Consider the following 21,590-nt stretch of genomic DNA (forward strand, 5'->3'; position numbering starts at 1 on the left):
GGGGCGATCAGAATCGGCCAGGAACAGAGCGGGAGCGATCATGGGTGGGCTCGGCGTGCGGTGGAAGGTGCACGGGGACGGGCGAGTCCCCGCACCCGGTGCCGTCGTGAAGCCCGACGAGCGGCTGTCCTGGCCGCGGACCGCGGGCCTGGGCGCCCAGCACGTGGTGGCCATGTTCGGTGCCAGCTTCGTGGCGCCCGTCCTGATGGGCCTCGACCCCAACCTCGCCATCATGATGTCCGGGTTCGCGACGATGTTCTTCCTGCTCGCGACCCGCGGCAGGGTACCGAGCTACCTGGGGTGCAGCCTCTCCTTCGTCGGCGTGGCCGCCGTCATCCGCGGCCAGGGCGGCAGCAGCGCCACGGTGACCGGCGCGATCCTGGTGGTCGGTGCCGCGCTCCTCCTCGTCGGTATGGCGGTGCGCAAGTTCGGAGCGCGGATCATCCACGCGGCGATGCCGCCGGTGGTGACCGGCGCGGTCGTCATGCTGATCGGCTTCAACCTGGCACCGGTCACGGCGAGCACCTACTGGCCGCAGGACCAGTGGACGGCTCTGCTGACGATGCTGCTGACCGGCCTCGCCGTGGTGTGTCTGCGGGGTTTCTGGTCGCGCATCGCGATCTTCCTGGGGCTGGTCGTCGGGTACCTGCTCTCGTGGGGCCTCGATACGGTCTTCGGCCGGATCCACTCGCCGGACGCGAGCGGGAAGACGGTGGACCACTGGCGGCTGGATCTGTCCGGGGTCGGGCAGGCCGACTGGTTCGGGCTGCCGTCGGTGCACGGCCCCGACTTCTCGTGGTCGGCGATCCTGGTGGCGCTGCCGGTGGTGATCGCGCTGGTCGCCGAGAACGCGGGCCATGTGAAGGCCGTCGGCGAGATGACGGGTGACCCGCTCGACGACCAACTCGGTACCGCGATCTCCGCGGACGGCGTGGGAAGCGTGCTCTCCACGGCGTTCGGCGGCCCGGCCACCACGACCTACTCGGAGAACATCGGGGTCATGGCCGCCACGCGCGTCTACTCGACGGCCGCGTACTGGGCGGCGGCGTGCTTCGCCCTGCTCTTCGGGCTCTGCCCCAAGTTCGGCGCGATCGTCGCGGCCATCCCCGGCGGGGTGCTCGGCGGCATCACCGTCATCCTGTACGGCATGATCGGCCTGCTCGGCGCGCAGATCTGGATCAACAACCGCGTGGACATGCGCAACCCGCTCAACCTGGTGCCGGTGGCCGCGGGCATCATCATCGGGGTCGGCGGCGTCTCCCTGAAGTTCACCGACACATTCGAGTTGAGCGGCATCGCGCTGGGCACCCTCGTCGTCCTCACCGGCTACCACGTCCTCAAGGCGCTGGCACCGCCGCATCTCAAGGCGCAGGAGCCGCTGCTGGACGAGGGCACCAGCGGCTACGACGAGAAGGAGTGAGGCGGCGCGCCCTGCGCCGTCAGCTCGAAGTACCGTCCCCGGTGGTCCTCCCCCACCTCGCGCACGCCGACGGCCCGCGTCACCCGCTGTGAGGCCGAGATCGCCGAGACCGGCGTCCTCCGTCCGGGGGCCCTGCGGTGCGGGCCGGCTCCGTGGCGCGCGGCCGGCTGTCACGCTGCGTGGCATGACCTCTACGGACCAGGTACCCGCGCAGCGCGCGGTGTCGTCGGCGTCGATTGCCGAAGTGACCGCTCGCATGCGGGAGATCGGCGCGACACTGCCGCGCCAGGACGGGGTGGCCGTCTTCGACCGGGTGTATCTGTCGGTGACCGAGGAGTTGGAGCGGCGGCTGGTCTCCGGGCACTTCGCCGACCGCGCCGCCACCGGCGAGCTGGGCACGCGCTTCGCCCGGCGTTTCCTGGACGCGGTGGACGCCGAGGCCCAGGGGCTGCGCACGCCCGCGTGCTGGCGCCCGCTCTTCCGCTTCCGCCGCCATCCGTCCGTTCATCCGCTCCAGTTCGCCCTGGCGGGCGTCAACGCGCACATCTGCCACGACCTGCCGCTGGCGCTGGTGGACACCTGCCAGGCGCTCGGGGCGGGTCCCGAGACGCTGGAGGCGGACTTCGAGCGGATCGGCGAGCTGCTGACGGGTCTTGAGGAGCGCATCCGCGAGGAGCTGATGCCGGGCCCCGACCTGCTGGACGTCGCCGATCCGCTGACGCACCTGATCGGTGCGTGGAGCCTGGAGCGGGCCAGATGCGGCGCGTGGGCCGCGTTCCGGGCGCTGTGGGGGCTGCGCACGTTCGGCGAACTGCTGGAGGACATGGCGGACGGGCTCGACTCGACGGTCGCCATGACGGGCCGCTGCCTGCTGACGCCGCTGTGGCACTGAGCGTCCGGGCCGGGGAGGCGCCATTGCCCTGAGGGACCTGATCGCGTAGGCAGGTACCACGGGCGCGGGGGACGGTCCCCGCCCGCAGGGCGCCGACGACGGGCGATCAGCTGACGGAGGGCGACATGGCACTGCGACTGGGGCTCGGACTGCCGCAGACGGGTACGTACGACCTGGCCACGGACGTGACGACGGTGGCGCGGGCGGCCGAGGAGATGGGGTACGACAGCGTCTGGGTGCTGGAGCGGATCATGCGGCCCGAACAGCCCCTGGACGACATGTACCTGATCCCGGGTCTGGAGTGGTCCGCGTATTTCAGGTCGGTCGCCGATCCGCTGGTCACCCTGTCGATGGCCGCGGCCGTCACCGGGCGCGTCCGGCTGGGCTCCGCCGTTCTGGTCGGCCCGCTGCGCCCGCCGTTCCTGCTGGCGCGGGCGCTGGGCTCGCTGGACGCGGCCAGCGGGGGCCGGCTCGTCGCCGGCCTGGGCACGGGCTGGTCGCGCGACGAGTACGCGGCTGCGGGCGTCGACTACGCCTCGCGCGGCGCCGCTCTGGATGAGCTGCTGGACGTGTGCGCCAAGGTCTGGGGCGCCGACCCGGCCTCCTACGAGGGCGGGCGCACCCGCTTCACCCCGTCGGCCGTGGGCCCCAAGCCCGCGGCGTCCCACGTTCCGGTGCTGTTGGCGGCGGGCAACGACCGTGCGCTGCGGCGGCTGGTGCGGCGGGCCGACGGCTGGCTGCCTTCGCTGGTCTCCAACGAGCAGGTGGTCGCCACCCACGCCCGGATCAGGGAACTGGCCGGCGAGGTGGGGCGCGATCCGGCCGAACTGTCCACGACGGTACGGGCGTTCGTCCGGGTCACCGACCGCCCCGTCGAGGGGAGGCGCAGCCCCTACCAGGGCAGTGTCGAGCAGATCGTCGAGGACCTGGCCGGGGCGGCGCGGGCCGGGGTGAGCGAGGTGCTGCTGGACAACCAGCTGGAGTGCCGCGACGCCCAGGAGCTGATCGACTCCGCGAAGGAGCTGCGCGAGGCGGTCACGGACGCAGGGCTGTAGCCCGCTCCCCGCGCCCCTCTGGTCCGCCCGCGCCTTCGGCCCGCCCGGCACTTCCGGTCCGCTTCGGCCCCCTGGTCAGTCCTCCGGCAGCAGCACAGGTTCGATTCCGTCGAAGGCGTCCCCGGGGCCGGGGTTGGCCGGGTCGCAGGCGCCGCCGAGGTGGTGCATGACGCCCCACACGGCGTTGAGCGCGGTCTGTACGGCTCCCTCGGCCCATCCTGCCGTCCAGGAGATGTCGTCACCCGCCAGGAAGAGGCCGCGCCGGTCCGTGGGCAGCCGGTCCTGCATGAAGTGGGTGAACAGCCGCCGCTGGTAGCGGTAGTGCCCCGGCAGGTTGGCCTTGAAGGCGCCGAGGAAGTAGGGCTCGTCCTCCCAGGAGACGGTGAGCGGGTCGCCGGTGATGTGCTTGCGGATGTCGACGCCGGGATAGATCTCGCCCAGCGACTTGAGCATGACCTCCATCCGCTCGTTCGCGTTCAGCGGCAGCCACTTGAGGCTGTCGTCGCACCACGTGTACGAGAGGCAGATGACGGCGGGCCGGTCGGGTCCCTCGTCCAGCAGGTAGGTGCCGCGCGTCATGCGGTCGGTGAGCGTCATGCTCATCGTGTCCCGGCCGGTGCGCGGGTCCTGGTCGAGCCAGAACGGCCGGTCGACGGGGACGAACAGCTTGGAGGACTCCATGTAGTGGGTGCGCTCCACGGCCGTCCAGTGGTCGATGGGCAGCAGCGCGTCGTCGCAGTCGATGCGGCTGAGCAGCAGCCACGACTGGGCCGTGAAGACGGCGGCCCGGTAGGTGCGGGTGTTCCCGCCCGCGTCGGTTACGGTCACGCGGTTGCCCGCGGTGCGGTGCAGCCGGGTGACGGCGGGGCGGGGGGCGCCGCCCGGATGCAGCGTGGCCAGGCTGGTGCCCTGCGGCCAGTGGACGAGCTTGCCGGGCTCGCGCTCCCACAGCCGCAGCGGCAGCTGCTGGCAGCCGCCGACGATGCCGCGGTGGTCGTCGTCGGCGCCGGTGTAGACGACGCGCAGGATCTCCAGGATCGAGTTGGGGAAGTCGGTGTCCCAGCCGCCGGTGCCGAAGCCGACCTGGCCGAAGATCTCCCGGTGCCGGAAGGAGGAGAAGGCCGGGGAGTCGCACAGGTAGCCGTAGAAGGTCTGGTTGTCCAGCTTCTCCACCAGCCCGGACCAGATCTCGCGGATGCGGGGCACGTCCCGCTCGCGTATCGCCCGCTGCATCGCGGAGAAGTCGGCGCCCTCCTCCAGGCAGGCGTTCCACGCCTCCATCACCTGGTGGTAGACGGGCGGCAGGTCCTCCAGCGTGCGGGCGTAGTGCGACTCGCCCTTGAGGTCCACCACGGTGGAGGGGGTGCCGGGCGCCAGCGGGTTGGGGAACGGCTTGGTCTCCAGCCCGGCGAGGTCGATGTAGTGCTGGAGCGCGGTCGAGGACGGGGGGAAGCGCATGGCGCCCATCTCCGCGCGCAGCGACGGGTCGCCGCCCTCGAACGCCGCCGTGCGCAGCCGGCCGCCGAGCTGGTCGGCCTCGTACACGACGGGCTTGAGCCCCATCTTCATCAGCTCGTACGCCGCCACCAGGCCCGACAGGCCGCCGCCGACGACGGCGACCTCGCTGCCGTGTTCGGCGGGCGGCACCGCGCCCAGGCCCGCCGGGTGCGCCAGGTAGTCGTCGTAGGCGAACGGGAAGTCGGGACCGAACATCGTGAGCGGACGCTGCGCCTGCTGCTCGCCTGCGGGCTGCCGCTCGTCCTGCTCGTGGGCGGCGGTGGGCACGGTGGAAGTCATGCGGAGGTACTCCTGGGGTGCGGGCCTGGCAAGGGGTAGGGGGACGGCGCCCTGGGCGCGAGTGGAGGGGGCCTCAGGCCGGGTACAGCTCGGGGCGGCGGTCGGCCAGATACGGGTTGCGCTCGCGGGACGCCTCCAGCAACGCCGGATCGGCGTCGGCCACCAGCAGGGTCTGCGCGTCGCCGTCGGCGCGGGCCGGCACGGTGCCGTCAGGAGCGGCCAGACAGCTGCGCCCCGCGAAGTCGAACTCGCCCTCGCGGCCCACGCGGTTGGCGTAGGCGACGTAGAGCTGGCTCTCCACGGCCCGCGCAGGAACGAGCGTCGTGGCCACCGTGTCGTAGGGGCGCATCAGCGCGGTCGGCACGAGCAGGACGTCGGTGCCCGCGAGGGCGTGCGCGCGCACGGCTTCGGGGAACTCGACGTCGTAGCAGATCAGCAGACCGAGCGTCAGCCCCTCCAGCCGCGCCTGGACGGGCAGGCGGGTACCCGGCGTGTAGTGCTCGGTCTCGTAGGTGCCGTACAGGTGCGTCTTGCGGTAGTGCGCGAGGGCCTCGCCGTCCGGGCCGACGAGCCCGGCGGTGTTGTGCACGGCGCCGTCCTCGCCCCGCTCGGGGTAGCCGTAGCCGACAGCGACCCCGTGGCGGCGGGCGATGCGGGAGACCTTCCGCGCGGCCGGGCCGTCGCTGCGCTGTGCCGCCCCCGCCGGGTCGGCGAGGGCGTAGCCGGTGAGGGAGAGCTCCGGCGTGAGGAGGAGACGGGCACCCCGAGCGGCTGCCTCGCGGGCCGCGCTGTCGAGGGCGTCCAGGCCGGCGGCCCGGGTCTGGTGGAGGGCGATACGCACGACTTCGACGCTACGGAGCGCCCTTGCGGGCGGCAAGCTGCCGATCTTGCGGGGTCACCCCTCATCTGTTGCGCGATCTCGGCCGAGACGGACGTTCTGTTGCGTTGCCGTGCCGGAGTGCCCCCGGACGCAATCCGGGGGGAAGGGCAGGGTGCGTCTACAGCGGGGGGCCCGCGGTGTAGCGGCGCAGCAAGGGGGAGAGCACCAGTACCGACTTGGTGCGGTCGACGAAGGGTTCGCCCGCGATCCTCTCCAGCACCGTCTCGAAGTGCCGCATGTCCGCCGCGAAGACCTGCACGAGCGCGTCGGCGTCCCCGGTCACCGTGGAGGCCGAGGCCACTTCGGGATAGCGCGCGAGCGCCCGGCGGATGTCCTCGGGCGCCGTCCGGGAGCGGCAGTACATCTCGATGAAACCCTCCGTCTGCCACCCCAGGGCGGCCGGATCGACCCGTACGGTGAACCCCGTGATCGCGCCGCGCTCCCGCAGCCGGTCCACGCGCCGCTTCACGGCGGGTGCCGACAGGCCGACCTCGGCTCCGATGTCGGCGTAGGTGCGGCGGGCATCCTCGGCGAGGGCGTGGACGATGCGTTCGTCGAGGGTGTCGAGATCGTTCTGTGGCACGGCGCCAGTAGAACACGAGGTGAACTCGGGCCGCGGAACGGCCGGAAGGACGGGGTGAGGGTGCCGGAAGAGGTGGGCGGGTGGCAGGACGCCGGGCCGTTCCTGAGGGGGGTGTCCTGGCGGGACGGCGACAGGTGCGTGCGCGCCGACCCGGCGGACGCGGCCCGGCTGCCGGCCACGACCTGGGCCCGGGCCCGGATGCCGGTGGGGGTACGGCTGGAGTTCGTCGCGCGGGGCCCGTTCGAGGTGCGCTACCGCGCGGCCGCTCTGGGCACCGTGGACGCGCTGCGGGAGGGGAGCCGGATGTGGGAGGCGCTGCGGGACGGCGAGAGGGTCACCGCCGTCCCGGAGACCCCGCAGGAGGCCACAAGGGTGCTGCGCGTGGACTGGCCGGGCGGCCGCGGGGTGCTGTACCCGCCGGAGGGGTACGCCCCTGTGCTGCTGGGGGTGCGCGGCGCGCGGCCCGCACCGCGGCGACCCCGCTGGCTGGTGTACGGCGACTCGATCACGGAGGGCTGGTCGGCGTCGGCGCCCTCACTGGGCTGGCCCGCGGTCGCGGGCCGCGAGCTGGGCCTGGACACCGTCAACCTGGGCTACACGGGTTCCGCGCACGGGGAGATGGCGAGCGCCGAGCAGCTGGCGGCTCTCCCCGGCTCGGTGCTGACCCTGGCGTTCGGCTGCAACTGCTGGACGGGCGTGCCGTATTCGACGGGGCTGATGGCCGAGACCGTCACGGCGTTCCTGCGCCTGGTGCGCGCAGGGCATCCCCGTGCGCCGTTGCTGGTGGTCTCTCCGCTGGTGCGTCCGGAGGCCGAGCGTGAGCCGAACGCCCTCGGCGCGACCCTGGCAGGACTGCGTGCGGCGATGGAGGAGGCCGTACGGGCCCGGATCGCGGCGGGCGACGACCGGCTCGCGCTGCTGCCGGGCGCTGATCTGATCGGTCCCGGACACCTGGTGGACGGCGTGCACCCCGACGACGCGGGGCACGCGCTGGTCGCCTCCGCGGTGGCCCGCGCCCTGAGCGAGGAGGCGGCCGTGCCGACGCCCGGGGAGGGCGGGGCTCTCTAGCCGGCCGGTACGGCACGCACCCAGTCGTGCCGCTCCGTCAGCCAGCGGTCGACGCGCAGCCCGGCGGCGGAGAGCGCCTCGGCGAAGACGGGTTCGGTCAGCAGACGCGAGTAGTACGTCTGCACCCAGGTGCGGCCCTCGCTGGTGTACTCCACGCGGGAGCGCGTGAGTCCGTCGCCGACCTGCTCGACGTCGGTGGTGGTGACGGTCATCCCGTCCGCGCGCCAGCCGTGCCCGGGCCTGACGTCCTCGTGGCGGCTGTCGTGCTGGCGCTGGATGACGACGCAGCCGTCGGAGGCGACGTGCCGGGCGCAGGCGTCGAGCAGTCCGGTGCGCAGGTCGTCGTCGGCGGTGTTGACGAGGAAGGAGGTGAGGGTGACGACGTCGAAGCGCTCGCCGAGATCGAGGTCCTCGATGGCGGAGCGTACGGTGCGGGCGTCCTCGATCAGGTCGAGCATGCCCGGCGACTCGTCGACGGCGGTCACCCGGAAGCCGCGCCGGACCAGGGAGCGGGTCATCCGCCCGGAGCCCGCGCCGAGTTCGAGCAGGGTCAGTCCGCGGGGCTCCGCCACGGCGGAGGCGACGATCCCGGTCTCGCCGATCTCCGGCAGCCGGGCGTAGACCTCCACGGCGCAGCCGTCCGGGGTGATCTCCCCAGGACCGGTGCCCGTGTTCGCTTGGCGCGTGTAAGTGCTCATGCACGTCATCCGATCACGCGGCTCAGTGGCGCGGAAGCCCTCGGACACGACCGGCGCCGCGCCCCGGCCCGGGGTGCGGCGCCGGTCGCCGGAGCGGTCACCAGCTGGCGTGCAGCGGCTTGCCCTCCGCGTAGCCCGCGGCGCTCTGGACGCCGACGACGGCCTTCTCCGCGAACTCCTCCAGCGTGCCGGCGCCCGCGTAGGTGCAGGACGAGCGGACGCCCGCGATGACGGAGTCGATCAGGTCCTCGACGCCGGGGCGGGCCGGGTCGAGGAACATCCGGGAGGTGGAGATGCCCTCCTCGAACAGGCCCTTGCGGGCACGGTCGTAGGCCGACTCCTCCTGGGTGCGGTTGCGCACGGCGCGGGCGGAGGCCATGCCGAACGACTCCTTGTAGAGGCGTCCGTCGGCGGCCTGCTGGAGGTCGCCGGGCGACTCGTGGGTGCCGGCGAACCACGAGCCGATCATCACGTTGGAGGCTCCGGCGGCGAGCGCCATGGCGACGTCGCGGGGGTGCCGCACGCCACCGTCGGCCCACACGTGCTTGCCGAACTTGCGGGCTTCGGCGGCGCACTCCAGGACGGCGGAGAACTGCGGCCGCCCGACGCCGGTCATCATGCGGGTGGTGCACATGGCGCCGGGGCCCACGCCGACCTTGACGATGTCGGCGCCCGCCTCGATCAGGTCGCGTACGCCCTCGGCGGCCACGATGTTGCCGGCCACGACCGGGACGGCCGGGCCGAGGGCGCGGACGGCCTTGAGGGCGTCGAGCATGCCTTCCTGGTGGCCGTGGGCGGTGTCCACCACGAGGGTGTCGACGCCCGCGTCCAGCAGCGCACGGGCACGCGCCGCCACGTCGCCGTTGATGCCGACGGCGGCGGCGACGCGCAGGGCGCCTCCGGCGTCGACGGCGGGGCTGTAGAGGGTGGCCCGCAGCGCGCCCTTGCGGGTGAGGATGCCGACGAGCTTGCCGTCGGGCCCGACCGCGGGCGCGAACTTGCGGTGCGCTGCGTCGAGCCGGTTGAAGGCGTCACGGGGGTCGATGTCCGCGTCGACGACCAGCAGTTCGCTGGTCATGACCTCAGAGAGCTGGGTGAAGCGGTCGACGCCGGTCAGATCGGACTCGGTGACGACGCCGACGGGCCGCCCGTCCCGCACCACGACACCGGCGCCGTGTGCCCGCTTGGGCAGCAGCGAGAGCGCGTCGGCGACGGTCTGGGTGGGGGCGAGCGTGATGGGGGTGTCGAGGACGTGGTGCCGCCGCTTGACCCAGCCGATGACCTCGGTGACGACGTCGATCGGGATGTCCTGGGGGATCACCACGAGCCCGCCGCGGCGAGCCACGGTCTCGGCCATACGGCGTCCGGCGATGGCGGTCATGTTGGCGACCACCAGGGGGATGGTGGTGCCCGTGCCGTCGGGCGAGGAGAGGTCCACGCCCTGCCGGGAACCGACCGCCGAGCGGTTCGGCACCATGAAGACGTCGTCGTACGTCAGGTCGTACGGGGGCCGCTGATCATTGAGAAAACGCACGTACTTCATCCTCCCACGTCCGCACATCCATGCGAGAGGGGAGGATCCGCCGGAGTGAGCGGCCGGCCCTGGTGGGATCGCACGAGGACAGCGCGCAACGCCCCGCCGCGACTACGGAGTGTGCCCGCCGCTCACCGGGTCGGGGACCACCTCGCCGTGCGGGGAGGCGGGCTCGGGCTCCGGGGCCACCGGCGTGCGGCGCGCCGCGCGGGCGTCGGCCACCCCCTTCAGACGGCGCACCACCGGCTCCGTCCAGCGGGCGGTCAGCGGACCGAAGACCACCATGATCATCACGTACGCGGTCGCCAGCGGGGTGATCCGCGAGTCCACGCCCGCGGCGAGCCCCGCTATCACGATGGAGAACTCGCCCCGCGCCACCAGCGCCCCGCCCGCGCGCAGCCGCCCCTTGCCGCCCACTCCGGCACGCCCCGCCGCATACCAGCCGGTGAGCACCTTCGTGACGGCGGTGACCAGGGCCAGGATCAGCGCGGGCAGTAGCACGGGCGGGATCTGGGAGGGGTCGGTGTTGAGCCCGAAGAAGACGAAGAAGACGGCGGCGAACAGGTCCCGCAACGGCGTGAGCAGGCTGCGCGCGTTCTCGGCCGTCTCGCCCGAGAGCGCGATACCCACCAGGAACGCGCCGACGGCCGCCGAAACCTGGAGCTTCGCGGCGATACCCGCGATCAGCAAGGTGAGCCCCAGCACCACGAGCAGCAGCATCTCCGGGGTGTTCGAGCTGACGGCGCGGCTGATGTGCCGGCCGAAGCGCAGCGCCACCAGCAGCACGATGCCGACCGTGCCCACCGCCACCAGCATCGCCACGCTCGTCCCCGCCAGCCCGAGCCCCGCCACCAGCGCCGTCAGCAGCGGCAGATAGAGGGCCATCGACAGGTCCTCGATCACCAGCACACCCAGGATGACCGGCGTCTCCTTGTTGCCGAGCCTGCCCAGGTCGGTGAGCACCTTGGCGATCACCCCGGACGACGAGATCCAGGTGACACCTGCCAGCGCCACCGCCGCGACCGGGCCCCAGCCCAGCAGCAGCGCCGCCACCGCGCCCGGCACCGCGTTGAGCGCGAAGTCCACGATGCCGGACGGGTACTGGGTCTTGAGACTGGTGACCAGCTCCGAGGCGCTGTACTCCAGACCGAGCAGCAGCAGGAGCAGGATCACCCCGATCTCCGCACCGACCTCGATGAACCCCTCGGTGGCGGTCAGCGGGAAGAGCCCTCCCTGCCCGAAGGCGAGACCCCCCAGCAGGTAGAGCGGGATCGGGGAGAGCCCGATACGGCCGGCGAAGCGGCCTACCAGCCCCAGTCCCAGAATGACGGCGCCGAGTTCGATCAGCAGGACGGTGGTGTCGTGCACAAAGGGCCTTTCAGTTGTCCAGCGGCTTGTCCTCGCGGCTCAGGTGCCGGAGATGATGCGTGTCAGCTCGTCCACTCCCTCCCGGGTACCGACGGCGACGAGCGTGTCCCCCGCCTCCAGCCGGAAGTCGGGCGTCGGCGAGGGCACCGCGCCGGTACGGCGCAGCACCGCGACGATGGAGGCGCCGGTACGGCTCCGCGCCTGGGTGGCACCCAGTGGCTCCCCGCTGTACGGGGACTGCCCCGACATCGGGATGCGGACGGTGACCAGGTCGATCTCCATCTCGCACGTGCCCAGCCGCGGGCTCTCGCCGGGAGCGAGGATCTCCGCCAGGGAGCCCGCCTCCTCCCTGTCGAGCTGCACCGTGGCCAGACAGGCGTCGGGGTCGTCCTCCGGATGAAAACCGAGGAACCTGCGGCCGTCCTGGTGGGCGACCACCGAGATGTGGCGCCCGGTCCGGGTGGTGATGTCGTACTGCTTGCCCAACCCCGGCAGCTTGGTGCTCTTGGTCGTCATGGCTGCTGCCCTTCTCAACCTTCCACGAGGACTGCGCAGGTCCGCTCGGCGTCCTGCGGCGAACTGCTACGAAGCGGCGGTGCTGTCCGGATCCGTACGCTCCAACGCCGGACGGGGGCCCGATTCTTCCTCGGCCAGCAGCCAGTCGGCTGCCGCGGTGTCGGTCACCAGGCTGGTGACCAGTCCGGAGCGGAGCACGGCGCCGATGGCGGCCGCCTTCCGGTGCCCCCCGGCGATGGCCACGACCTCCGGGATCCGGCGCAGCCGCTCGGCCTCGACGGTGATGCACCGCTCCCCCAGGTCGCGGCCGATCCGCCGGCCCTGCGCGTCGAACAGGTGCGCCGACATCTCGGCGGCCACCCCGAGTGACGAGTAGTGCTCGCGCTCCTCGGCGCTGAGCATGTCGTGCACCGTGGAGATCCCCGGCTCCCAGGAGCCGATGGAGACGGCGGCGACGGTCACCTTGTCGAAGTACTCGAAAGCGCGAGCGATGCCCGTCTGGTGACGCAGCGCCGCGGCGGTGGAGCTGTCCGGCAGCAGCATCGGCGCGTAGATGGGGTGCGCCTCCCCGCCCGCGACCTCCGCGGCACGCCGGACGGCCTCCACCGAACCGCGGTCGGCCGTGCCCGCGTCGTAGACACCGGTGAGCTGGACCACCGTGCACGGGGGCAGCTGGCGCAGCGCCGTCGCCATGTGGATGGTGGAGCGGCCCCAGGCCAGACCCAGCACATCGCCGTCGGTGACCAGCTCGCCCAGCAGATCGGCGGCGACCTCGCCGAGGTTCTCCGGGTCCGCCGCGTCGTCGACGGCCTCGGTGGGCGACTCGACGACGACCGCGTGCCGCAGCCCGAAGCGGGCACGCAGCGCGTCCGAACGCTCGGCTTCCAGCTCGGCCGGCACCCTGATCTCGATCCGCACCAGGTCGCATTCGAGCGCCGTCTCCAGCACCCGGGCCACCTTGAAGCGGCTCACCCCGAACTCGTCCGCGATCTGGATCTTGGACTTGCCCTCCAGATAGAAACGGCGGGCCATCGCCGCCGCCTGCATGAGCTCGGCGGGTCCCATTCGCGTGGCTCGCCCCGACGACACCGCTCTCACCTCACTGTCTTGCCGTGTCCGCGCCGGCGGCACGTGCGCGCCGCGCGTTCATCCTTGCAGATCCCCTGACAAACGTGACCCTGGTCACCCAGCGTTCACCTCAGCTCCCCTGCCCCGGGCGGCCGGCCCGCTCCGCCTGCCGCCGCAACGCGCGCACCGCCTCCACAGGGTCCTCGGCACCGTAGACCGCGGAGCCGGCCACGAACACGTCGGCACCCGCCTCGGCGCACCGCTCAATGGTGGAGGCGGAGACCCCGCCGTCCACCTGGAGCCACAGTTGCAGACCGTGCTTGTCGATCAGCTGCCGGGTGCGGCGGATCTTCGGCAGCATGATGTCGAGGAACGCCTGCCCGCCGAAGCCCGGCTCCACCGTCATCACCAGCAGCATGTCCAGCTCGGGCAGCAGGTCCTCGTACGGCTCGATCGGGGTGGCCGGCTTGAGCGCCATGGACGCACGGGCCCCCTGGGCGCGGACCTCGCGGGCCAGCCGCACCGGAGCCGCGGCCGCCTCCGCGTGGAAGGTGACCGAACCCGCGCCCGCCTCCACGAACGCCGGCGCCCAGCGGTCCGGCTCCTCGATCATCAGGTGGCAGTCCAGCGGGGTGTCCGTGGCCTTGCGCAGCGACTCGACGACGGGCACGCCCAGGGTCAGATTGGGCACGAAGTGGTTGTCCATGACATCGACGTGCAGCCAGTCGGCGCCGCCGGTGCCGGAGACCGCGTCCGCCTCGTCGGCGAGCCGCGCGAAGTCGGCGGACAGGATGCTGGGGTTGATCTGAGCCATGGTTACCAGTATTCCGTGTGGACGTTCGAAGTGATCATTCGGTGGGGCTCACGCCGTGCGCTTCGCGCCGTGGGCCTTCGCGCCCGTGCGGCTTCCACACCGTGGGACCTTCACGCCGTGCGGCCTTCACGCCGTGCGGCGCAGCAGCGCCAGGTACATCGCGTCCGTACCGTGCAGATGCGGCCACAGCTGGACATCAGGACCCTCGCCCAGCTCAGGTACGCCGGGCAGCAGAGGGCGGGCGTCCAGGAGTTCGACCGATGGGCCGCGCGGATCCTTCTCCAGCCCGCGCAGCACGTCGTCGACGACCGCGCGGGTCTCCGCCAGGTGCGGCGAGCACGTCGCATACCCGACGACGCCACCCGCCCGGGCCGCCGCCACCGCCTGCCGCAACAGCCCGCGCTGCAACGGAGCGAACCCCGCCAGATCCTCAGGGGTGCGCCGCCATCGGGCCTCCGGCCTGCGCCGCAGCGCGCCGAGGCCGGTACACGGCACGTCCACCAGCACCCGGTCGAAACTCCCGGGCCGCCACGCGGGGCGCGTCCCGTCCGCGCTGACCACGGCCCACGGACCCGGATTGCCCTCCAGCGCACGGGCCACCAGCCGGGCACGGTGCGGCTGCTTCTCGGCCGCCAACAGCATCGCCCCCCGCCCGGCCGCGAGCGCCCCCAACAGGGCGGCCTTACCGCCGGGACCCGCGCAGACGTCCAGCCACTGCCTGTCGCTCCCGCCCTCCACGGGCGCGTCGGCCAGGGCGAGCGCGACGAGCTGGCTTCCCTCGTCCTGCACCCCCGCCCTGCCCTCACGCACGGCGTCCAGCGCCCCGGGCTCACCGCCCTCGGCCATCCGCACCGCGTACGGCGACCAGCGCCCCGGCGCCGTCTCGCCGGTGGTCAGCTCCTCGACGGACGCCCGGCCGGGGCGGGCCACCAGCGTGACCTCCGGCCGCTCGTTGTCGGCCTCCAGCAGCGCGGTGATGTCCGCACGGCCGCCGCCCCCCTGGGCCCGCGAAGGCAGCGCGTCCCAGAGCGCGGAGACCACCCACCGCGGGTGGGCGTGGCGCAGCGCCAGGTGCTCCTCGGGATCCTCGTCGTAGGGCGGCGCGACCCGGTCCAGCCAGCCCTCCAGGTCATCGGCGGTGATCCGCCGCAGCACCGCGTTGACGAACTTGGCCCGCCCGTCGCCCAGCACCACCCGGGCCAGCTCCACCGTGGCGCTCACCGCGGCGTGCTGCGGAATGCGGGTGCCCAGCAGCTGATGGGCACCCAGCGAGAGCACGTCCAGCACCGGCGGGTCGACCTGGCGCAGCGGGCGGTCGACGCACTCAGCGATGATCGCGTCGTAGGTGCCCTGCCACCGCAGCGTGCCGTACACCAGCTCCGTGGCCAGCGCCGCGTCCCGCGCGTCCAGACCGCCCTCGTCGGTGCCCTTCTCGCGGGCCTTCCTCAGCAGCGGCGGCAGCACCAGGTTCGCGTAGGCGTCGCGTTCGTCGACAGCGCGCAACGCCTCGAACGCGAGGACGCGGACCGGGTCCTTGCGCGGCCGCCGGTACGGCTTCCCGGGCTTGCCCGACTTACCTGACTTGCCCGGTTTTGTAGACCTGCCCGGCCGGCCGCCGTGACGGGGTGGGGTGCTCACAGCTGAAGGTGCTCCGCGTAACGAGGGATCAAGACCTCCACCCTACGACCCCGCGCCCCCCTCACCGCCACGCAGCCCTCCCCGTCCGCCGCGGCGGCTCCGACGGCGCGCACACCCGCGCCCGGCACCGGCCGCGGGGCCCCGGGGGCTCCCGGGTTCGGGGCCGCGGAGCGTCGCGGCCCCGGAGCGTCGAGGCCCCCGTCGGGCCCCGAGCCTCGGAGACCGCCCCTCGGGGCGTCGGAGCTCGCGCCTCGGTGGCTCGGTGCTCGGGTGTCCCTCAGAGTGTCGGAGCTGCGGAGCCGGGTGCCTCGGCTCCTCGGACGTCGGAGTTCGGGGGTCTCGGTTCCTCGGAGTGTCGGAGCTGCCGAAGCGGGCGCTCGGCGCGTCGGAGCTGAGAAGCTGCCGGAGCCCCGAACTCCGGAGGTGGCGAACTTCCCCGACCGCGGAGCCCGGGAGCCGGATTACGCCTCGAACCCGGCACCCTCTTCGATGCGGCTGCCCCGCGCCCAGTCGGCCGCCCGCATGGGCTTCTTACCCTGCGGCTGCACCCACTCCAGCTCGACCGGGTGCGACCCCGTACCCACGTGCACCGCGTTCTTGCCGGCCCTCAGCTCACCCGGCGGAAGCCCCTCCCCACCCGCGACGGCAGCCGCGGTCGTGGCCGTCGCGGACAGCGGCGCGAGGGAGCGCACCTTCAGCCGCTCGCCACGGAAAACGGTCCACGCTCCGGGCGCCGGCGTGCACGCGCGCACCACCCGGTCGACCCGGAGCGCGGGCGCGGTCCAGTCGATGCGGGCGTCCTCCACATTGATCTTCGGCGCCAGGGAGATGCCCTCCTCCGGCTGCGGCACCGCTTGCAGACTGCCGTCCTCGATACCGTCCATCGTGGCGGCGAGCAGCCCCGCCCCCGCGAACGCCAGCCGGGTCAGCAGGTCACCGCTGGTGTCCCTGGCCCGCACCTCTTCGGTGACCACGCCGTAGACGGGACCCGAGTCCAGTCCCTCCTCGATGAGGAAGGTGGTGGCACCGCTCATCTCGTCCCCGGCGAGCAACGCGTGCTGCACGGGCGCCGCACCGCGCCAGGCCGGCAACAGCGAGAAGTGCAGGTTGACCCAGCCCCTGGCGGGAACGTCCAACGCGACGCGGGGCAGCAGCGCGCCGTAGGCGACGACAGGCGCGCAGTCGGGTCCGATCTCCCGCAGCCGCGCGAGGAAGTCCTCGTCCCGGGGGCGCGCGGGCTTGAGCACCTCGATGCCCTCCTCCTGCGCCCGCTGGGCCACGGGGCTGGGCACCAGCCGCCTGCCGCGTCCCGCCCGCGCGTCGGGCCGGGTGACCACGGCGGCGACCTCGTGCCGCTCGGAAGCGATCAGGGCATCGAGCGCCGGGACGGCGACCTCTGGTGTGCCTGCGAAGACGAGCCTCATCGGTGGCGAACTACCTCTCACACGCGGAAAGACAGTCCAGTTTACGGTCATCAGGAGGCCCGCGCCGGAGGGGGCGTACGGGCACCCGCGCGCCGTGCCGGCACTCCGTCCGCGCCCCCGCAGCGTGACCCGAGGGCCCGTCGTCGCGTTGGTCAAGTCAGATTGACCGAATCGAGTTGCCGCCCCGCCCCCGAAGGCGCCGCTGCCTCGTTCCCACCCCCTCCCCCCTCCGTTCACCCTTCCCCTCCTTCCCCCCTTTCTCCCGTTTCCCTTCTTCCACACCGCCCTTCACGCCCCAGTCACCCCCCTCCAGTTATCCAGTCACCCCATCCAGCACGACAGCTGAAACGCCCCCTTTCAGCCGGTCCGAGAGGCTTCTTCATGGCCGACCACGCAACGCACGACGCCCAGGCGCGGGCCAGCCTGCACCTTCTGGTGCGCGACATCGAGCGGGTCCGCCGGCAGGTGGACGCGCTGCGCACCCTCACCGCGCAGCTCGGCAACGTCTATCGCCCCCGACGCACCGGCCCCTCCGCCGGTTTCGTCGTCTACGGCCGCGCCCCCGCGCCGACCGTCAGGCTCGCCCAGGAACTGCGCGACAGCGTCGAGACGCTGGTCACCGCCGCCGTCGACTTCGACCGTTCACTGGGCTTCTCCTGGGACGCCGTGGGCTCGGCGCTCGGCGTCACCAAGCAGGCCGTGCACCGCAGGTACGGCTCCTCCCGGCGCGGGACCGCCCGAGGTGTCCCGGAGAACACCGAGGCGCCCGCCGCCCGGCAGCCGGAAGCCGTACCGGTCGTACCCGCCGGGCCCCGCCCCCTGCCCGCCTCCCCCGGCGCGGTGACCGGTCCACGTCCCGCCGTGCCCGTCGCCCGGTCGATCCCGCCGCAGCAGTCCGCATCGCCCGCGCCGCCCCCCGAGCCCCGGTCCGAACCCCGGCGGGACCCTCGCCACGAGCGCCTCGACCGTCACGACCCGCGCCCCGGCGCGCTCCCTTCCCCCCGCAACGGCTAGCCGGCGCCCGACGCCCCCGCCGGGCGACCACCGCCGGCTCCCGCGCGCCGTCGGCCACCCGCCCGGCCCCACGAGGTGCCGCCCCTCCGGGGAGGGGCGGCACCTCGTGGGGCCGGTACTCCAGCCGTGGCCCGTGCTCTTGCAGTCGGAGTGGGTGAACCGATCAGCGTTGCGCTGCGGCCAGGCCAGCGCCGGTTCGGCCGCCGCGGTCAGTTCGGGGGGCGGTTGCCCCGTCCTGGGCTCGCTGCGAGAGCCCCTGGAGGACGGTGGCGAAGTAGTCGGCCCGCGCCCGAGGGCCGGCCTGAGCGGGCAGTTCTCCCGCCCGCTGCACCTCACGCAGCCGGGCCTCGCACCCGTCCACGTCCTTGTTACGCAGATCGCGGAGGAACGCCCGCACGTGCGCGTCCTGCTCAGTGACGTCGGTTGCCGCGCTGATGGCCAGGAAGCCGGCCGGGTGCGCGGGATCCGGGTAGGTGACCGCGGCATCGTGCAGATGCGCGCGAACTCCCCGTACGCGGCGGGCTCCTCGCGCTTGGGCCGGCAGGCGGGCGTACTGGGACCCCGCCGGGGCGCCCGCCTCAGCCGATGTCCACCGGGTCGACCCGCACGTGCGGCACCGCGCCCTCCCTGCGTGCCAGCCGCCCCGCCAGAGCGGTCTTCAACGACGCTGCCAGCGTGGCGCCGCTGCCCTGCGGCACCCGGACCAGCGCCCGCTCCCAGAGCTGGCCCGGCGGCGGATCGCCGGGGCGTCGCGGCCGCCCGGAGGCCGGGGCCGGCAGCGGCACAGGGCCCAGCACCTGGGCGCCTTCCGGCAGTCCGGACTCCCGGGCGGAGTCCAGCAACGCGGCGACGGCCTCGGGCGGGCCGGTGACCGCCGCCATCCGGGAGACCGGGGGAAAGCCCAGCTCGGCCCGGTCGGCGAGCTCCCGCAGCGCGTGCCCGGCCGGGTCCCAGCGCACCAGAGCCTGGACCGGGCGCATCGACTCCTCGGCGACGAGCACCACGCTGCCGCCCTCGCCCTGCGGACGCACCAGCGAGGCGGCACCCAGCCACCGGCGCAGGGCCTCTTCGCCCGCACGCAGATCGGGCCGCCCCAGCAGCGCCCAGCCGTCCAGCAACAGGGCGGCCGCATACCCGTCCTCGCCCTCCGGCACCGGCTCGGCCCCCGGGGTGGCGACCACGAGCGCCGGGCGCGCCGGCACCGACTCCAGCACGTGCTCGCCACCGGATGTCCGCACCGGCACAGAGGGGAAGGCGCGCCCCAGTTCCTCTGCCGTACGCCGGGCCCCGATGACGCTGCCGCGCAACCGTGTGCCCGCGCACATCGGGCAGCGCCACTGCGGGGTCTCGCGCGCACACCAGCCGCAGCGCAGCGCCGTCCCCTCCCCCGACGCCTCCAGCGGTCCCGAACAGTGGGCGCAGCGGGCCGGCTCCCGGCACCGCTCGCACACCAGCCTCGGCACGTACCCGCGGCGCGGCACCTGGACCAGCACCGGGCCGTGCTCCAGCGCGTCCCGCGCGGTGCGCCAGGCGAGACTGGGCAGCCGGGCGCTGCGGGCGGCCGGGTCGCGCCCCTCGTCGCCCTCGCCGGCCGTGCGGACCCGGGGCATCACGGCCCGCACCGTGTCACGGTCGGCGGCCAGGGGGCGGGCGAACCCGGACTCCACCAACTGGGCCGCCTCCACCGTGCAGCCGTGCGCCCCCAGCAGGAACGCCGCGCCTTCGGTGACGGCTCGCTGCAACAGCACCTCCCGGGCGTGCGGCTGCGGGGCACGCTCCTCACTGTGCCCGGAGTCGCCGTCCTCCCAGATCGCGGCCAGCCCGAGGCGCCGCACCGGCGCGAACATCGCCGCCCTGGTGCCGACGACCGCGCGCACCGCGCCGCGGCTGACGGCCAGCCATCGGCGGTACCGGGGCTCGGGGCCGGCGTCGGCGGTCAGCAGCACGTGCTGTCCCTCGCCGACGAGCGCGGTGAGCGCCGCGTCCACCCGGGCGGCCGACTTGCCGTCGGGCAGCACGGCCAATGCGCCGCGCCCGGAGGCGAGGGTGGTGGCCATGGCGCGAGCCAGCTCGTCGGCCCAGTCGCGCGGGCCCGGCAGGGCCGTCCACACCGCGCGAGGCGCGGACTTGTCCGTGAGCGCCTGTAGGAAGGCGGGGCCTTGCGGGTAGCGGGACCAGCCGCCGGGCTCCGGGGCCCGCGGCCTGGGTGGGCGGCGCGGCGAAGTCTGCTTCTCGGCTCTCGCGCGTCGCGGTGGGACGGCCAGTTGGACCACGTCGGCCAGCGATCCGGCGTAGCGGTCCGCGACCGAGCGGCACAGCTGGAGCAGCTCGGGGGTGAGGACCGGTTCGGGTGAGAGGACCTGTGCGAGGGGGGCGAGCCGTCCCGTGAAGTCGGAGTCGGCACGGCGTTCCACGATGAATCCGTTGATGAGGCCGCCGCCTTCGCGGCGCCCTTCCCGTTCCCCGGCGCCGAAGCGCACCCGGACGCGCACGCCCGGCTGAGCCTCCTCATCCATCGCCGCGGGCACGGCGTAGTCGAAGAACCGGTCGAGGTGGACGAGTCCCTTGTCGACCAGCACGCGCGCCACCGGCAGCCGCGTGGCGAGCTCCGCGCCCCGCCAGGTGCGGGGTTTCGCCCTGGGGGGACGGGCCTTGCGCTCGCGGACCGTCTCCCGGATGAGGGCGAGCTGCTCGGCCTGTTCGGGCTGCTGCGACTGTTCGCCCCTGTCCTCCGGCCCGCCGTTGTCCCTGCTCACCGGCTCAGTTTCGCAGACGGCCCGAAGCCGGTGGCCTGTTGTCGATCCGGCCCGGGGCTGCCGCGCTGCCCCACGCCGGTGGCAGTCCTGCTCATCACTGTCCCCTTTCGTCTCGTGACGGGCTCGCGCGCTCGTCCTCGTGGCGGTCGCCTCTCGCGCCGGTGTGCGGCCGGCCGCGGGGAGCGTCACGTCGCGGGTGCGCACAAGCGGGTGCGCACAAGAACGGCCATGGCCAGGAGAGCGCCCAGAGTGCCCATCAGCCCGATCACGTGGCTTCCTCCGGCTGCTTCGGTCCGCCGGTGAGGGCTCCGTGCAGGAAGAGATCGACGAGCTCCGCGTCCTCCAGAGGTTGGGGGGCTCCCGGGCGGCCTGCGCTCATCAGCAGCAGCTGAAAGGTGTCGGCGAGCCGTTCGGGTGCCATGCGCAGCACCGCTCGGTCCGGCTCGAAGAGTGAGGTGAGCGCGGCGCGGGGTGCGGCAGGCCCGGCCTCGTGTCGGCTCCGGCCCTCCTCCGGGCCTTCGGCCTCGGCGGCGGGCGGCCTCGCCGCCTTGCCGACGGAGGCGAGGGCCCCGGCGACCTCCCCTATCCGGTTCATGTGACCCCGCATGACCGCGGCCGCCTGGGTGAGGCGGTCCGACAGCGGCTGATCGAGGGAGATGGCTTCGAGGTGCGCGAGGGTGTCGTCGGGCCGCAGCGCTTCTTCCAGGCAGGCGGCGAGCAGCGCCTCCTTGTCGGTGAAGACACGGAAGATGGTGCCCTCGCCGATTCCGGCCGCGCGGGCGATCTTCGCGGTCGTCACCAACGGTCCGTACTCGACGACGAGCGGGAGCGCCGCCGACACGATCATCGCGCGCCGCTGCTCCGGATCCATCGCGGGCGCCCTGCGCCTCGCCTGTGGTTCGTTCATGCGTCGAGCTTACGGAGTGAGCACTCACTCCGTCAAGGAGTAAGTACTCACTCCGCCCGGCGGGCGGTCTCGACGCGGCACCGCGATTGCTGTTGCCTGCTCCGCAGGGGGAAACGGGAAACGGCCCCCACGCCTTGTTGGCCGGGTGAGCGCGCCCC

19 protein-coding genes are annotated in these 21,590 nt (G+C 73.5%); 5 read left to right on the top strand and 14 right to left on the bottom strand.

What is annotated here, in order from left to right:
• Window positions 1–40: 40 nt before the first annotated feature.
• The 3 genes from DQ392_RS12420 to DQ392_RS12430 all read left to right on the top strand — a co-directional run bounded on the left by DQ392_RS12420 (window position 41) and on the right by DQ392_RS12430 (window position 3,367).
• Entirely contained in the window at window positions 41–1,420 is a 1,380-nt protein-coding gene (locus DQ392_RS12420; protein ID WP_114015630.1) for a uracil-xanthine permease family protein, read from the top strand.
• Window positions 1,421–1,604: 184 nt separating this feature from the next.
• Window positions 1,605–2,312, top strand: a complete 708-nt coding sequence (locus DQ392_RS12425; protein WP_114015631.1) for a DUF5995 family protein — start codon at window positions 1,605–1,607, stop codon at window positions 2,310–2,312.
• A 125-nt stretch (window positions 2,313–2,437) separates the two neighbouring features.
• Window positions 2,438–3,367, top strand: a complete 930-nt coding sequence (locus DQ392_RS12430; RefSeq protein ID WP_114015632.1) for a TIGR03619 family F420-dependent LLM class oxidoreductase — start codon at window positions 2,438–2,440, stop codon at window positions 3,365–3,367.
• Window positions 3,368–3,442: 75 nt separating this feature from the next.
• On the opposite strand, the gene DQ392_RS12435 is transcribed toward DQ392_RS12430, so the two are convergent.
• From DQ392_RS12435 to DQ392_RS12445, 3 genes are all read right to left on the bottom strand, one after another.
• Window positions 3,443–5,164, bottom strand: a complete 1,722-nt coding sequence (locus DQ392_RS12435; protein ID WP_114015633.1) for a flavin monoamine oxidase family protein — start codon at window positions 5,162–5,164, stop codon at window positions 3,443–3,445.
• Between the two features lie 73 nt (window positions 5,165–5,237).
• Window positions 5,238–6,005, bottom strand: a complete 768-nt coding sequence (locus tag DQ392_RS12440; RefSeq protein ID WP_114015634.1) for a carbon-nitrogen hydrolase family protein — start codon at window positions 6,003–6,005, stop codon at window positions 5,238–5,240.
• Between the two features lie 157 nt (window positions 6,006–6,162).
• Window positions 6,163–6,627: an Lrp/AsnC family transcriptional regulator gene (locus DQ392_RS12445; RefSeq protein ID WP_114015635.1), complete on the bottom strand. Its 465-nt coding sequence runs from the start codon at window positions 6,625–6,627 to the stop codon at window positions 6,163–6,165.
• Between the two features lie 60 nt (window positions 6,628–6,687).
• Between DQ392_RS12445 and DQ392_RS12450 the strand changes: the two genes are divergently transcribed.
• Window positions 6,688–7,695 (top strand): SGNH/GDSL hydrolase family protein, encoded by a 1,008-nt coding sequence (locus DQ392_RS12450; RefSeq protein ID WP_114015636.1) that lies wholly within the window; start codon window positions 6,688–6,690, stop codon window positions 7,693–7,695.
• On the opposite strand, the gene DQ392_RS12455 is transcribed toward DQ392_RS12450, so the two are convergent.
• From DQ392_RS12455 to fmt, 8 genes are all read right to left on the bottom strand, one after another.
• Complete coding sequence (locus DQ392_RS12455; RefSeq protein WP_114015637.1) at window positions 7,692–8,393, bottom strand: class I SAM-dependent methyltransferase; 702 nt, start codon at window positions 8,391–8,393, stop codon at window positions 7,692–7,694. The two genes, DQ392_RS12450 and DQ392_RS12455, sit on opposite strands and share 4 nt — an antisense overlap.
• Before the next feature lie 97 nt (window positions 8,394–8,490).
• Window positions 8,491–9,927, bottom strand: a complete 1,437-nt coding sequence (locus tag DQ392_RS12460) for a GuaB1 family IMP dehydrogenase-related protein (RefSeq protein WP_114015805.1) — start codon at window positions 9,925–9,927, stop codon at window positions 8,491–8,493.
• Between the two features lie 111 nt (window positions 9,928–10,038).
• Window positions 10,039–11,295: a cation:proton antiporter gene (locus DQ392_RS12465; protein WP_114015638.1), complete on the bottom strand. Its 1,257-nt coding sequence runs from the start codon at window positions 11,293–11,295 to the stop codon at window positions 10,039–10,041.
• A gap of 39 nt (window positions 11,296–11,334) precedes the next feature.
• Entirely contained in the window at window positions 11,335–11,811 is a 477-nt protein-coding gene (locus tag DQ392_RS12470; protein ID WP_114015639.1) for a cation:proton antiporter regulatory subunit, read from the bottom strand.
• A 66-nt stretch (window positions 11,812–11,877) separates the two neighbouring features.
• The gene (locus DQ392_RS12475) at window positions 11,878–12,876 is read right to left on the bottom strand and encodes a sugar-binding transcriptional regulator (protein ID WP_181856399.1); all 999 of its coding nucleotides are present in this window, start codon (window positions 12,874–12,876) and stop codon (window positions 11,878–11,880) included.
• Between the two features lie 133 nt (window positions 12,877–13,009).
• The gene (gene rpe / locus DQ392_RS12480; RefSeq protein WP_114015641.1) at window positions 13,010–13,693 is read right to left on the bottom strand and encodes a ribulose-phosphate 3-epimerase; all 684 of its coding nucleotides are present in this window, start codon (window positions 13,691–13,693) and stop codon (window positions 13,010–13,012) included.
• Between the two features lie 126 nt (window positions 13,694–13,819).
• On the bottom strand, window positions 13,820–15,331 hold the full coding sequence (locus tag DQ392_RS12485) for an RsmB/NOP family class I SAM-dependent RNA methyltransferase (RefSeq protein WP_114015642.1): 1,512 nt from the start codon (window positions 15,329–15,331) through the stop codon (window positions 13,820–13,822).
• A gap of 461 nt (window positions 15,332–15,792) precedes the next feature.
• Entirely contained in the window at window positions 15,793–16,755 is a 963-nt protein-coding gene (fmt, locus tag DQ392_RS12490; RefSeq protein ID WP_114015643.1) for a methionyl-tRNA formyltransferase, read from the bottom strand.
• 381 nt (window positions 16,756–17,136) lie between these two features.
• Between fmt and DQ392_RS12495 the strand changes: the two genes are divergently transcribed.
• Complete coding sequence (locus DQ392_RS12495) at window positions 17,137–17,769, top strand: hypothetical protein (RefSeq protein WP_114015644.1); 633 nt, start codon at window positions 17,137–17,139, stop codon at window positions 17,767–17,769.
• 163 nt (window positions 17,770–17,932) lie between these two features.
• On the opposite strand, the gene DQ392_RS12500 is transcribed toward DQ392_RS12495, so the two are convergent.
• The 3 genes from DQ392_RS12500 to DQ392_RS12510 all read right to left on the bottom strand — a co-directional run bounded on the left by DQ392_RS12500 (window position 17,933) and on the right by DQ392_RS12510 (window position 21,432).
• Window positions 17,933–18,166 carry a hypothetical protein gene (locus tag DQ392_RS12500; protein ID WP_114015645.1) on the bottom strand — a complete coding sequence of 78 codons (234 nt, stop codon included), beginning with the start codon at window positions 18,164–18,166 and terminating at the stop codon, window positions 17,933–17,935.
• Window positions 18,167–18,347: 181 nt separating this feature from the next.
• Window positions 18,348–20,525, bottom strand: a complete 2,178-nt coding sequence (locus DQ392_RS12505) for a primosomal protein N' (protein ID WP_114015646.1) — start codon at window positions 20,523–20,525, stop codon at window positions 18,348–18,350.
• Window positions 20,526–20,790: 265 nt separating this feature from the next.
• A complete protein-coding gene (locus DQ392_RS12510; protein WP_245981399.1) occupies window positions 20,791–21,432 on the bottom strand; it encodes a TetR/AcrR family transcriptional regulator in 642 nt (213 codons plus the stop codon).
• Window positions 21,433–21,590 lie beyond the last annotated feature (158 nt).

It is taken from the genome of Streptomyces reniochalinae (genome assembly GCF_003323735.1).
In the GTDB taxonomy this organism is placed as follows: domain Bacteria; phylum Actinomycetota; class Actinomycetes; order Streptomycetales; family Streptomycetaceae; genus Streptomyces; species Streptomyces reniochalinae.